This window comes from Paenibacillus sp. ov031 (assembly GCF_900143165.1).
Taxonomy (GTDB): Bacteria; Bacillota; Bacilli; order Paenibacillales; family Paenibacillaceae; genus Paenibacillus; species Paenibacillus marchantiae.
In genome coordinates, this window is the sequence record NZ_FRDO01000004.1 from 187,807 (window position 1) to 201,052 (window position 13,246).

13 protein-coding genes are annotated in these 13,246 nt (G+C 46.8%); 7 read left to right on the plus strand and 6 right to left on the minus strand.

Translation table 11 applies throughout. From position 1 onward, the window contains the following. Window positions 1–2: 2 nt before the first annotated feature. Together spoVAD and spoVAC are read right to left on the minus strand one after the other, a co-directional pair. Window positions 3–1,019, minus strand: a complete 1,017-nt coding sequence (gene spoVAD / locus BUA17_RS18360) for a stage V sporulation protein AD (RefSeq protein ID WP_063567265.1) — start codon at window positions 1,017–1,019, stop codon at window positions 3–5. Next, complete coding sequence (spoVAC, locus tag BUA17_RS18365) at window positions 1,016–1,519, minus strand: stage V sporulation protein AC (protein WP_063567264.1); 504 nt, start codon at window positions 1,517–1,519, stop codon at window positions 1,016–1,018. Before spoVAC ends, spoVAD begins: the two co-directional genes overlap by 4 nt. Before the next feature lie 616 nt (window positions 1,520–2,135). Here spoVAC and BUA17_RS18370 point away from each other — a divergent pair. Next, window positions 2,136–3,209: a M42 family metallopeptidase gene (locus BUA17_RS18370; RefSeq protein WP_063567263.1), complete on the plus strand. Its 1,074-nt coding sequence runs from the start codon at window positions 2,136–2,138 to the stop codon at window positions 3,207–3,209. Between the two features lie 151 nt (window positions 3,210–3,360). On the opposite strand, the gene BUA17_RS18375 is transcribed toward BUA17_RS18370, so the two are convergent. Further along, window positions 3,361–4,068 carry a metal-dependent hydrolase gene (locus BUA17_RS18375; RefSeq protein WP_072734527.1) on the minus strand — a complete coding sequence of 236 codons (708 nt, stop codon included), beginning with the start codon at window positions 4,066–4,068 and terminating at the stop codon, window positions 3,361–3,363. A gap of 251 nt (window positions 4,069–4,319) precedes the next feature. On the opposite strand from BUA17_RS18375, the gene BUA17_RS18380 reads away from it, so the two are divergent. Continuing rightward, entirely contained in the window at window positions 4,320–4,949 is a 630-nt protein-coding gene (locus tag BUA17_RS18380) for a YfbR-like 5'-deoxynucleotidase (RefSeq protein WP_063567261.1), read from the plus strand. Between the two features lie 52 nt (window positions 4,950–5,001). Here BUA17_RS18380 and BUA17_RS18385 read toward each other — a convergent pair whose 3' ends face one another. Together BUA17_RS18385 and BUA17_RS18390 are read right to left on the minus strand one after the other, a co-directional pair. Continuing rightward, complete coding sequence (locus BUA17_RS18385; protein ID WP_072734528.1) at window positions 5,002–5,760, minus strand: response regulator transcription factor; 759 nt, start codon at window positions 5,758–5,760, stop codon at window positions 5,002–5,004. 5 nt (window positions 5,761–5,765) lie between these two features. Beyond that, complete coding sequence (locus tag BUA17_RS18390; protein WP_072734529.1) at window positions 5,766–7,646, minus strand: cache domain-containing sensor histidine kinase; 1,881 nt, start codon at window positions 7,644–7,646, stop codon at window positions 5,766–5,768. Window positions 7,647–7,822: 176 nt separating this feature from the next. On the opposite strand from BUA17_RS18390, the gene BUA17_RS18395 reads away from it, so the two are divergent. From BUA17_RS18395 to BUA17_RS18415, 5 genes are all read left to right on the plus strand, one after another. After that, on the plus strand, window positions 7,823–9,124 hold the full coding sequence (locus tag BUA17_RS18395) for an ABC transporter substrate-binding protein (RefSeq protein ID WP_072734530.1): 1,302 nt from the start codon (window positions 7,823–7,825) through the stop codon (window positions 9,122–9,124). 114 nt (window positions 9,125–9,238) lie between these two features. Continuing rightward, window positions 9,239–10,111 carry a carbohydrate ABC transporter permease gene (locus tag BUA17_RS18400; RefSeq protein WP_072734531.1) on the plus strand — a complete coding sequence of 291 codons (873 nt, stop codon included), beginning with the start codon at window positions 9,239–9,241 and terminating at the stop codon, window positions 10,109–10,111. Beyond that, complete coding sequence (locus BUA17_RS18405; RefSeq protein ID WP_072734532.1) at window positions 10,112–10,936, plus strand: carbohydrate ABC transporter permease; 825 nt, start codon at window positions 10,112–10,114, stop codon at window positions 10,934–10,936. A gap of 101 nt (window positions 10,937–11,037) precedes the next feature. Next, window positions 11,038–11,463, plus strand: a complete 426-nt coding sequence (locus BUA17_RS18410; RefSeq protein ID WP_063567255.1) for an Rrf2 family transcriptional regulator — start codon at window positions 11,038–11,040, stop codon at window positions 11,461–11,463. A gap of 137 nt (window positions 11,464–11,600) precedes the next feature. Then, window positions 11,601–12,458 carry an SDR family oxidoreductase gene (locus BUA17_RS18415; protein ID WP_072734533.1) on the plus strand — a complete coding sequence of 286 codons (858 nt, stop codon included), beginning with the start codon at window positions 11,601–11,603 and terminating at the stop codon, window positions 12,456–12,458. A 198-nt stretch (window positions 12,459–12,656) separates the two neighbouring features. Here the strand turns inward: BUA17_RS18415 and BUA17_RS18420 are convergent, their stop codons facing one another. After that, the gene (locus tag BUA17_RS18420) at window positions 12,657–13,193 is read right to left on the minus strand and encodes an RNA 2'-phosphotransferase (RefSeq protein ID WP_072734534.1); all 537 of its coding nucleotides are present in this window, start codon (window positions 13,191–13,193) and stop codon (window positions 12,657–12,659) included. Between the last annotated feature and the right edge of the window lie 53 nt (window positions 13,194–13,246).

The window sequence follows — 13,246 nt, forward strand, 5'->3', positions numbered from 1 at the left end:
CTTTATCCCTCCTTTTCTATGGCTACGGCATGCGCAATACAAGGAATGCTCTCGCCCTGCTGGTATGAAAGTGGAGACAACAATGCACCGGTAGCGACCACTAATACCTTATTGAGTTCACCCTTTTGCATCCGGTTCAAAATGTGACCGTAAGTCACTGTTGCAGAACATCCACAGCCACTGCCTCCAGCGACAACGTAAGGTTGCTTCTCCCGATCATAAATCATCAGTCCGCAGTCATTGAAAACCGTCTGTTCCATGGGAATACCCTCTTTTTGCAGCAATTCTTTGGTAATGGGAAGTCCCACGGATGCCAGATCGCCTGTCACAATGAGATCATAATAACCGGGTTCCAACCCTGTATCCCGAAAATGGGAAACGATAGTATCCGCTGCCGCAGGCGCCATCGCAGATCCCATGTTAAACGGATCTTTGATGCCCATATCCATAATTCGACCAATAGTCGCTTTGGTAACTACAGGACCTTCGCCGGTACGAGAAACCACACCACAGCCAGAACCGGTGACCGTATACTGCGCATATGGCGGCTTCTGGGAACCATATTCCGTTGGATAACGAAATTGCTTTTCCACCGTACAGTTGTGACTCACCGTACCCGCGAGTACATAATCCCCTGCACCCGAGTCCACAATGAGTGAGGCGAGAGCCAACGTTTCCATCGACGTTGAACAGGCACCAAATACCCCCAGATAGGGTACACCCAACTTGCGGGCAGAAAAGGAACTACTTATAATCTGATTCATCAGATCTCCACCAACAAAGAACTGAAGCTCTTCTTTTGTGATATTCGCATTGATTAATGCCATTTGGGAAGCCTGTTCAAGAAGCTTGCGTTCTGCCTTTTCCCAGGTTTTCTCCCCAATTTCCAAATTGTCATATACATAATCAAAATCTGATGTTAGAGGCCCTTTGCCTTCATCCGGTCCTACGACTGCCGATCTGCCGATAATCCGTGGACGGTTCTCAAATTGCCAGGTTTGTTGGCCCAGGCGTTTCATAGATGTCCACCTCCGAAGCCGAGGATGGCATATACAATCCCCACGATGAAGGCAGCAACGACACCAAACACGATAACTGAGCCTGCCAGCTTGAACATGTTGGCACCAACCCCAAGCACCAGTCCCTCGGCGCGATGCTCCAGTGCTGCCGAACACATGGAGTTGGCAAACCCGGTGACAGGGACAGCCGTTCCAGCACCCGCCCATTGTGCCATTTTATCGTAGACACCGAGGCAAGTCAGGATGACTGAAATGAGGATCATGACCGCAACGGTTGGACTGGCAGCTTCTTTCGATGTCATGTCAAACCCGGCCATAAACGCTTCCTGGATAGCCTGTCCAATGACGCAGATGAATCCGCCGACGAAGAATGCCTTAATACAGTTCGTCCAGATTGGACGGGCAGGCTCATGTTTTTTGGCGACTTTTTTATATTCCTGTTCACTGATGGACAGGGATGATGATGATTTTTTACTACTACCCTTAGTTTGAGCTGGCAAGATACAGAACCTCCCTTGAAATGAAAATAAGTCAACAGATGTGACTGCATGTACTGTGTGTAATCCTGTATTCATTGTTTGTTAAGGTTGGGAAAGTTATGTATCCGGCGAAAGACAGCATATGTTTCCAGCACGATTAAGCTGCCGAATGAGATGAGTCGCTCAGCGCCGGATCAGAGGTCTGTGAAATTTATAAATAAAGCAGAATGATCACGAGCAAAATAAAAAGGACGATACAAAGGATGGTTTCATTGCCTTCATCGGGTGGCGTCATCTATTGTCCCAGCTCCTTCCTGTTGTGAGGCAAGTGAAATTAGTGGGTCATTAAATACCTTATGGAATACTGGTTAAGCAAAACGGTTCCTTACTATATGCATATTCAATGCAGCTGCTTGGCGACTGTGCTTGGTGCGGATTTTATGGCCCGATGAAACATTAAACGAGTAACCATTCATGCCTGAGATACGTGACATAACCATGGACAATTACTTGCGCAAGGTTCATACTGTAGTGTGACCAGTGGTTAAATAAAACGTTCTTCTCTTCCGAAGGACAACAGTCCGGCAGCCGTTCTGCTGAGACCTGATCTACATACAAGCAGAGGAGTTGTCGACACATGAATCAAAAAACGTTGGAAATGTTTCGCACGTTAACGGAATTCCCTTCCGTTTCCGGATTTGAACGCGAGCTTCGCGGATGGATGAAAGAACAAATGTCTCCTTATACGGATGAATTTGTCCAGGATCGCTTGGGCAGCCTTTTTGGCGTATTGCGGGGAGAGGAGTCCGGACCCAAAGTCATGGTTGCAGGTCACTTCGACGAAGTTGGTTTCATGACCACAGGCATTACGGAAACAGGCATGATCAAATTCCGCCCACTCGGTGGATGGTGGAGTCAGGCTGTGCTGTCTCAACGTCTGGAACTCATCACTCCGGATCGCCGGATTACAGGGGTTGTTGGTTCAACACCTACTCATCTACTCGATGAATCCCAGCGTAATAAACCGGTTGATCTTAACCATATGTACTTGGATATTGGTGCGGATAACCGTGCAGAAGCAGAGTCTTGGGGCATTCACCCGGGCATGCAGATCGTGCCGATCTGTGAGTTCACTCCGATGGCTAATCCGAAGAAAATTATGGCAAAAGCATGGGATAACCGTTACGGCGTAGGACTTGCACTTGAGCTAGTTGAAGCATTGCATAAAGAAAAATTGCCAAACACCCTTTATTGCGGTGCAACAGTCCAAGAAGAATTGGGACTTCGTGGTGCACGCACGGCTGCCAATCTGATTGAACCGGATATTTTCTTTGCACTGGACTGCAGTGCCGCGAATGATATGACAGGAGACAAACAATCATTCGGACATATTGGACAAGGCGCTTTACTACGTATCTTCGACCCGGGCATGTTCACCCATCGCGGTATTGTTGAATATGTTCAGGACACAGCATCAACAAATCAGATCAAAATGCAATATTTCATCTCTCCTGGCGGTACGGATGCCGGAGCGGTTCATTTGAGCGGTATCGGTGTGCCTTCAACGGTAATTGGCATCTGCGCCCGTTACATTCATACTTCTTCTTCCATCATTCATACGGATGACTATGATGCGGCAAAAGAGTTGCTCGTGAAACTGGTGAAGGGTCTGGATCAGACAACACTGAACACGATTATCGGAAACGCGTAACTTTTTCTATAGAAGATGCCCTGATTTTCAGGGCATCTTTTTTTGATGTTTAGAACACGAAATCCGTCCTAAAGATGAAGGGGAAATTAAGATGTAGTGATGAATTGCAAAATGCCAGCCTCTGCATAAGCAGAAGCTGGCATGATTTGGTTTACAGAAATAAAGGGGAGAATGCAATCCAGGCCAAAATAAGAGCCAGCACAATGCACACATTTTCCACAACGGCACCATGTTTCGTGCCCGTACTCATGAGATTGATTCTTATACGCCACTTGAGTGGTGGCAATGGACGAATGCCGCGATTCGTCAACGAATCTGCCAATAGATGCATGACATAGGCTGTGCCTCCAGCTACCCAGATCTCAGGCCCCTGCAAATGAGTTGTACTGTAGAGCAACCCAGTCCATACGGCGGTTCCATATAATGTGTGTGTCAATCCCCTGTGGGTTAAGGTGGTACACAGCATTAACAGACTGCCCGCGATCAGATTCCATGGTGCGAAGGCATGCCCATAAAATACAAGTCCCAGTCCGATCGCAAACATCAGCACTTTGCGCAGTGAACGGGACGGTAAGAAAGATACCATCCCAATCAGAATGGCGAGCAGCAGATTCCATGGCTTTGCCTGTACATAGAAGTACACAAATACGGCGACAGGCAGCAGGATTGTCTGTAATAGCCGGATGAGGCTGTTCGGCAATGCCTTGGATACCAATAGCGAATTGGGCTCATCAATGTCTGGCAGCAGCGAACCAATCAGAGCCACGGTAACCGCCGGTGCAGTCACAGACATACCTGCCAATTGCAGAACAGAGAGGGATACAGTGGTCCCGATAATCAGGTGGGATCTTCCCATCATGGTGCAAAAACTTCCTTTCGAAGAAATAGGGAACATAAACCGTCCACTCCAGATTTTACAACGAAAACAATATAAGAACAATAGTTCGCATTTCTTAATTTACTCACTCTACACCATGTAATTACCATCGGATCTATGGGCAGACTAACAGTTGAACTGATTTTACATTTACCTCATACGGCGTTAATCCTGTGTTAACATCACTGGTGTATAGTCGGTTCATACCCAACCAACAAAGGATGATTACTTATATGGGAATTCATACGTACTTTAGATCACTCAACGATCTCGAACGCATTATTCGTACGCCGGGAAAATTCAAGTTCGAGGAACACAGCGTATCCGCCCACTCCTGGAAAGTCGTGCAATATGCCAAAACACTCGCCGATATTGAGGAACAGCATGGGGTCGCCATCGATTGGAAGAAGCTTTACGAGATCACCAGCAGTCATGATTATGGCGAAATCTTCATCGGTGATATCAAAACGCCAGTTAAACATTATTCACTGGAGCTTCGTTCGATGCTGCAGCAAGTAGAAGAAGGCATGGTTGAGCATTTTATTAACGAAAATATTCCTGAAGAGTTCCAGCCGATTTTCCGCAGACAGCTGCGTGAAGGCAAAGACAATTCTGTCGAAGGACTTATTCTGGAAGTGGCAGACAAAATGGATCAGGTATACGAAGCGTTTGCTGAACTGCAGCGTGGCAATACAGAAAAGGAATTTATCGTGATGTACCGATATGCCCTGATCAAAATCAAAAATATTGACCTCCACTGTGTACACTATTTCCTCGAACATATTCTCCCCGACATCATTGAGGAAGGTAACCGCTCCCCATTTGATATCCGCCAAATCACGGAAGATGCTTTGTTACAATAATCAGCTCCAGTCATCGTGGTTCTTCAAGAGCCATGGACAGGGCTTTTTTTCGTTATTGTAACCTTTGGCGATACTCGCTGGGATACAGTCCTGTCTTGTTTTTAAAGATACGGCTAAAATAATGGGAATCACTATATCCCACCGCTTTACCTACTGTCTTGATATCCATATCTTCAAAGGCCGCGAGCATGCGTTTTGCTTCGTTGATTCGAAGCCCTGTCATGTATTTGAGCGGGGTTTCACCCGTCACCTTTTTGAAACACTTCCCCAGGTAATCTACACTAAAATGCATCTGTCCTGCCATGTCCTGCAACGTAATTTCATGCATATAGTTCTGTTTCAGATACAACTTGACTGCCTCTGCGATATCCTCCGGCTTCACCTGTTCATCCAGCATTGCACTAACATGTGCCAGCGAATCCTCTGCACTGCCAAGCTTTAATTCCATCGCATCCAGCAGCGATCGAAGCTGTTCTTCTGTGAGGGGTTTGAGCAAATAATCCTCCACTTTGTAACTGATCGCCTGACGTGCAAACTCAAACTCATGATGGCCGCTCAGGATCACGATCTTGACATGCGGATAGGCAAAATACAGATGTTTCGCCAGTTCCAGACCATTCATGACGGGCATCTGAATATCGGTAACGACCAGATCAGGCACCGTATGTTCAATCAGTTCCAATGCTTCCTGTCCATTCCTAGCCTCACCTATAACCTCAAACCGTGTGCCCAGCTCGCTGAATTTCCGGGATACGTTGCGGCGAATCAACGCCTCATCTTCCACAATAATAGTTCTATATGTCATCACCATGAGTTTTAACTGTGCTCCTTTCGAATGGAACCGCCAATCGTAATGCTGACGCCGCCAGAAGGTTTATTCGTAATATGCATATGTGCCGCGGAGCCATACCATAATTTGAGTCTGATCCAGATGTTTTTCAATCCCATCCCGTTGATCTCAAGTTCAGGCATACGCTCCCACTCCTGTGATTGTTGTATGTACTGTTGGATGAGCGCGAGCGCCTCAGGTTCCATGCCAGGTCCGTTATCTTCGACGGTCATTAGCCAAGTCTCCTGCAAAGTGTCCAGCTCTCCAATGATATGCAACTTCCATGGTGGTGTATCACGCAGTCCATATTTCATGACATTTTCCAGCAAAGGCTGAATTAGCAGCATGGGGACCTGAAGATTTTTCATCAAGTCAGGAACATGGAATTCATAAAGCAGATCATCTTCGAACCGAATTTTCATACATTCCAAATACCGCTCACAGTAGTCGATTTCTTTTTCCAATGGAACACCGCTTTTGTTCGGAGCCGAGATGTAACGCAGCATGGATGCGATATGACCACAGAACGCAACGATCTGTTCATTCATGCCCTCTTCCGCCATGATGCTGATGTTCGTAATGTTGTTATACAGAAAGTGAGGGTTCATCTGGGACTGCAACGCCAGCAATCTGGCATCCGTTTCCTGAGATTTGATTGCCAGCATGTCCTGAAAAGACTGCACAAGCTGTTGATTCAATTGGATAAAGGTATCATTCAACTCATCCATCTCACGGATGGAACCTGGAACTTCCAACTTGAACAACTGACCAGAGTCCTGACCCGTGGTCAGATCGTGGACGCCAGTTTTCTGAATAATGCGCTGCAAACGATGGAGCGGTAAGGTAACACGTTTGGAGATCAGGTATGAGAGGAGCAGAATAAGCATCAAGGTAGCTAAAGTTGCCCCCATGAACAGAAGAGCCATGCGATTCAAATTCGCAAACAGGGATTGTTTGGATTGCATCACAATAACCGTCCATCCGGTCTCCAGCGAGGTCGTGTAGGTCATCATTTGCTTCGAATTTCCATTGGGATCTACGACTTCTTGCATCGTTCCTGGTGGATATTGATCGTTTCGAATCAAGTTAACAACGTCGGAATGGATTGCATTTAACGGATGTTCATTGGACAAAAAAGGATATAAAAGCTCATTACGTTCATTCAATACATAGACGCTCAGATTTTCGTTCCCCGCTTGCACATCGTTTAAATGCTGGAACACGGTTCCTGCATCCTGCAAAATTTCCACTACTCCTTGCGAGACATAATTTCCATCCTTATACACCCGGGTAAGGGAAAGATATGGTTTGCCTGACTCCCCCTGCCCTGTTGGCATCGGTAATGCCCCACCATCCAGTAAACTTATGACACGCCAGCCATTGCGCGCCCACGTTTCCTCGTACCATGGTCTTTGGGTCAGATCTACGGACAGCTGTCCATTGAACGCACCGGCCCCCAGCATTTTACCGTTCACATCATAGATATTAGCTTGTTTCGCTGTGTTGGAGCTGCTAATGATCGCCAGAATGACATCAATCAGCGTTGTTGTATCCTTGTAAAACGCCGGGTCACTTGTCAGCGTCTGTTCATTGTCCTCCGCTGGAGATAAATAGTGACTGAAGTGCTCCTTGACCAGATTGGAATATACGATGTTCATGGAGAAATTATTCATTTTGACGATTTCCTGATCCAGATTGCCTACCATCGAATTCCCCAACTGTTTCTGCTGTTCGGCACTTCGACTACGAATGTCATTGGCAAGAAAAACATACAAGAGACTGGCCACAATCAATGAAAATACAATAAAGACTGCAGAGTAGTAGGCAAACAGGCTTTGCTGAAGCGTTCTGAATCGGTACTTAACCATCTCACACCTCGTTATCGGATGATGTCTTGCAACTTACTCGAAAATGTCCACCCAACAGAACGCTTTTGTCTATTGAGCGCATTCTTCGTTCCGCGTAAAGTTATTCACATAAGAATACGCTTACATGAAGCGTTTCGGCAAGAGCTATTATTCTTTATTCCATGGGAGGTTCATTGATGAGAAAACGATTTCTATTATCCCTCGTAGGTGCGCTGTTGCTGTCCAGCCTGCTTCTTGCCGGGTGCAACTCCGGTGAAAGTTCCGAAGGTTCAGGGAAGGTAACACTAACGTTCGGAACAAGTCAGAGCGGCATTCCACGTACGGGTATCATGCAAACGATGGCTAAAGAATATGAGCAGGAAACGGGTGTGAAAATTGACTTTCAGGTGGTCCCTGATGCCCAGTGGCGTGACCTGATTAAGGTGAAGCTCGCCTCCGGCGAAGCTCCTGATATTTTTAATGTCGATGTGGATCCACTTAGCATGCCTGCCAACGTAAGACCTGAGGAAAATGCAATTGATCTGACCAATGAGGAATTTACAGGACGCATGTCCGAAGAGATTTTACCAACGGTTAGCTATAAAGAGAAGGTGTACGGGGTTTCTTTTGCACCATCAAAAATATGGTATGTGTACTATAACAAACGCATCTTTGAAGAGCTCGGCATCCAGCCGCCAACGTCCTACGCCGAGTTCAAGGCGATCAGCCAGAAAATCAAGGATAAGGACATCATTCCGTTCTATCAGGCTCCTGCCAGCGGATGGTATCAGGTGCTGCCTCTGTTCGAAACCGGTCCAAACTATGAGCAAGCTGCGCCGGGAACGTACGAGAAGCTGAACAACAATGAGATGAAGGTCGCGGATTTGACGCAGCTCAAGACGGTCATTGAACAGTTAAAGGAATTTGCGGATCTGGGTTACTTCGGCAAGGATTTTCTGTCCAACACGGTCGAGGCTGGCATTGAAGCCTTTGGTCAGGAGAAGGCAGCGATGCTACTTCGAGTTCCGGGCACCGAAAAGGAAGTGTCTGAGGCGTATCCAGACATGAAGGACAATATGGGATTTTTCGTGATGCCATGGGGCGATAATCAGACGATTGGTGTGAATCCGGGCGGTTCGGCTGCGATGTTTGGCAACAAAAACAGCAAGCACCCGGAAGAGGTACTGAAGTTTTTCCGGTGGATTACGGAGCATGATCATCTGCAGCGTGTATTCGATGGTGGTGAAGGCAATCTGACCATCTGCTGGCCTGAAATTGAACCGAAGCTGACACAGGACTATATCGATTATGAGAAAAATCATGAGAAAGGTACGGTCATGCAGGCCGCTGTGAAGTACATTGATCCGCAATGGATGGATATCGGCAAGGATCTCTCCGGCATGTTCGCCGGAGCCATGACCCCTGATCAGATTCTGCAAAATATTGATAAACGCCGGGCTGAGCAAGCCAAAGTGCTGAAGGATGAGGCGTGGCAATAACAGCGCGTATTCTGGGTAAACACATGAGGCATGTGGCTAACCACCATTATAATGCAGCGAGGTGAGGCACCATGCACTCATGCATTTTGGCAGGAAGGACAGGTGTAACAGTTTATGAATGTAAATAAGATATATCCTTGGTATTTCTCATCTGGAGCGATTGTGCTGTATCTGCTGTTCATCGTCGCTCCCGCCCTGCTGGGCATCTATTATTCCTTCACCGATTGGAACAGTTACAGTTCGGAGAAAAACTTTATTGGTCTGGAGCATTTCCGAACCATTCTGGCGGGTGATCCAACGTATTTACTTTTCATTAAGAATACAGTCCTTTTCACTCTGATTACTTCGATCGCCAAGACGGTTCTGGGCCTATTCCTAGCTCTATTGCTGGTCAGCGGTGTGAAGGCCGCCAATCTGCACCGGATGATCATATTTTCACCCCAAGTACTTTCGTTCCTGATTGTCGGCCTGGTCTTCAAAAGCCTGCTCGATCCCAACAACGGCTTCGTTAACGTGACACTGCGTTCGCTGGGTCTGGACGTTCTGGCCCAGAACTGGCTGGGCTCCCTGACCTGGGCAATGCCATCTATTATGGCGGTGGATACGTGGAAAGGCATGGGGTACATTATGGTGCTGTTCATTGCTGGACTACTCGCCATTCCTCGGGATTATTATGAAGCGGCATCGATTGACGGTGCCGGCTTCTGGCAGAAGCTGTTTCGAATCACGATTCCGATGCTGATGCCCACGATCACCATCGCTACGGTGCTCAATATTACGTATGGGCTGCGGGTATTTGATGCGGTATATGTACTGACCAATGGCGGACCGGGCAACGCGACGGATGTAATTAACACAGCCGTATATTCCTCTTTTGCTAAAGGCTATTGGGGGCTCGGCAGTGCATTATCCACGATTCTGTTTGTCATTATGGCGATCATCTCCTTCTTTATCATCCGCTTGATGAACCGAAAGGTGGAATACTAGATGCGTGTGAAAAAACGGCTGGTTTCCATCGGATTAAATGTACTCGCTTGGCTTCTTAGCCTGGTGGTCCTGATTCCTTTTGTCGTCATTGTGCTGAATTCATTCAAGTCCGATGCCGAAGCCAAAGTGCTCAAACTGACCCTGCCCGAGAAGTTCATCTTTGAAAATTATAAAATCGTCTATGAGCAGGGACACTTGGGTGGTTCCTTTTTCAACAGTTTGCTGCATTCAACGGCTTCTTCCCTTCTGCTGGTGTTTGTTGTGGCGTTCTCAGCCTTCACCTTATCGCGTAATTATTCGAAGTTAAGCAAGTTCCTATATTTCTTTCTTATTCTGGGCATTACGCTGCCATTGAACTACATTCCACTAATGGAGGTCATGAAGTCGCTGGGCATGATTAATTCGCATGTGGGCATGATTCTGCTCTATACCGCGATGGGTATTCCGATCTCGCTATTCATCACATATGCGTTTGTATCCAATATTCCGAAAGAACTGGATGAAGCAGCGATCATGGACGGATGCAACGGGATCAAGCTGTTTCTCAGAATTATTGTGCCTTTGTTAACCTCTGTCCTGGTTACGGTATTTGTTCTTAATTTCCTGAGTGTCTGGAATGAGTTTACCGCCCCACTGTACATGCTCAATACCGTCGAGATGTGGCCAATGACGCTCGCTGTCTATAACTTCTTCGGACAATTCAGTGCCCAGTGGAATCTGGTTAGTGCTGATATTGTGCTTACTTCCCTGCCAGTGTTGATTGTGTTCCTCATTGGGCAAAAATATATTGTGGGTGGTCTGACTTCCGGGGCGGTTAAAGGTTGAGATATATCCAAAATGATAATTCAATACACGGCTACTTTGAAATTCATCATTGACATCACGTTTATTTGTAACTATTATAGTTACAACGGTGGTGATCATGCATGAAACAAATCAGCAGTCGCTTTTCCATTGCGGTTCATACGCTGTCCCTGGTCGCTGTTGTGCCCAATGAGTGTACGGGAGATTTTATCGCCAAAAGCGTGAATACCAATCCCGTCATTATTCGGCGCATTATGTCCAAGCTGAAACAGGCCGGCCTAATTGAGGTCAGACCCGGTGTCGGCGGTGCTTCTTTGTTGAAGGACCCCGCCGATATTACCCTTTTGGATATCTATCGTGCGCTTGAGGTTGTGGAGGATGGCGAGTTGTTTAACTTCCACAAACATCCAAACCCAAATTGTCCGGTTGGCAGCATGATCGAACAAACCTTGCGCGCCGAACTTATTGAGGCTCAGCTAGCTATGGAACAGCGTTTGAAACGTGTAACGATACAACAGATGATGGATCAGGTTCACGTCTCTGAATAAAAAAAGCTCATTACGAGCTTTTTTTAAACCTTTCGTTGTAATCACACCTGTTATAACACATACGATTACATCTATTCATGTCGTTGACATTCCACTTTTGTGTCGACACAAAACATACCTTATAGGAGGAAAATACAATGAAAATTTTAGTTACTGGCGCAACAGGTCATTTGGGTTCACTGGTCGTAGAGGCTTTGTTAAAAACGGTATCTGCTGGGGATTTGGCTGTAAGTGTACGCAACCCGGAGAAAGCGGAAGCATTGCGCGCTCAAGGTGTGGACGTTCGTCAAGGTGATTTCGATCAACCGGAAACGCTGGAAAAAGCATTTGCAGGCGTAGATCGGCTGCTGCTGATCTCCACAGACGGGGACAATGAAACGCGTATTCGCCAACATCAATCTGCTGTAGACGCCGCCAAAAAGGCAGGTGTTGGATTCATCGCTTATACCAGCGTTGTGAATGCGGAGAAAAACACCCTTTCACTGGCTGAAGTACATCGTGCCACAGAACAGGCTATCCGCGAATCCGGCATTCCTTATTCCTTCCTGCGCAACAACTGGTACCTCGAAAATGAAGCAGGCAGCGTTCAAGCAGCTTCACAGGGCGCACCTTGGGTGCATGCAACTAACGCCAGCCAAGTGGGCTGGGCTACTCGCAGTGATTATGCGCATGCTGCTGCTGCAGTACTGACAGGTGAGGGACATGAGAATTCAGTATATGAGTTGTCTGGTAAACTTCTTACTCAAGCTGAGCTCGCCGCTATTGTTGGGGAAGTGCTTGGACAGGACATCAATGTGCAAAACGTAGACGATGCTGCTTACGCTGACATCATGAAAGGTGCAGGCCTGCCTGACTTTGTAGTCTCCATGCTCGTTGATATGCAAAGTGCTATCCGTGAAGGTGCACTGGCTGTAGAGAGTGATACATTGGAAAAATTGCTTGGCCGTCCGGCTCAACCATTGAGTGAGGGTGTTAAAGCGATTTTGGGCAAGTAATTTTAAATAGAAGAGAAGAGAAGAGAATGGAAATCAAAAAGGGACACACCAACGAATGTTGGATGTGTCCCTTTTGGTGTTATAAAACAATCTTTAAAACGATATAGCAGTTAATCGGATAACTGTACATTGAACCGGTCCGATTGCGACTTGAATTCTCGATTTAGATATCGGTAGTCTCCATAACCGTTACATCGATCATTGCTCGATATATCGTGCCGGAATGTGATCGGCCAGCCAAATATTTTCGTTTCCATGATAGAAGAAAATACCTTCTTTGGCCGCTTGAGCCGCGTTAATTTTCAGTATTATTGGCTGGTCATCACGTCTTCGTCCCACCTGATTGGCGGTATCCATATCTGCAGATAGATGAACATACTGCCTCTGACGAGGCTGCAAACCTTGCTCCATAATGGAAGCAACCGACCGCAGTGGCGTGCCATGATAGAGTATCTCCGGTGGGTCGGCAGGTGTTTTGGATATCTTTTGCGGAGTCGAATGACCATATAATGCCCGGATGCGGCCAGAATGAATCTCATGTCTCTTTTTCTCAGAAGCTTGAATCATCTGCTCCAGATCCGCTTCCGTGACGTCTTTCCACTGTGGACTTTCATGTAAAGCCACCAGCAATTGCGGAATCTCCACCCAGCCCTCTTCGTCCAGCTCCAGCTCATACTCCCATGGGGCGTGACGCAAGGCGTATGAGAGCTCTTTACTTAACTTCATCAGATCCATTGCGATCATCTCCCAATTAAGTTAACAATTCATTAGACAAATACTGTCTGTAC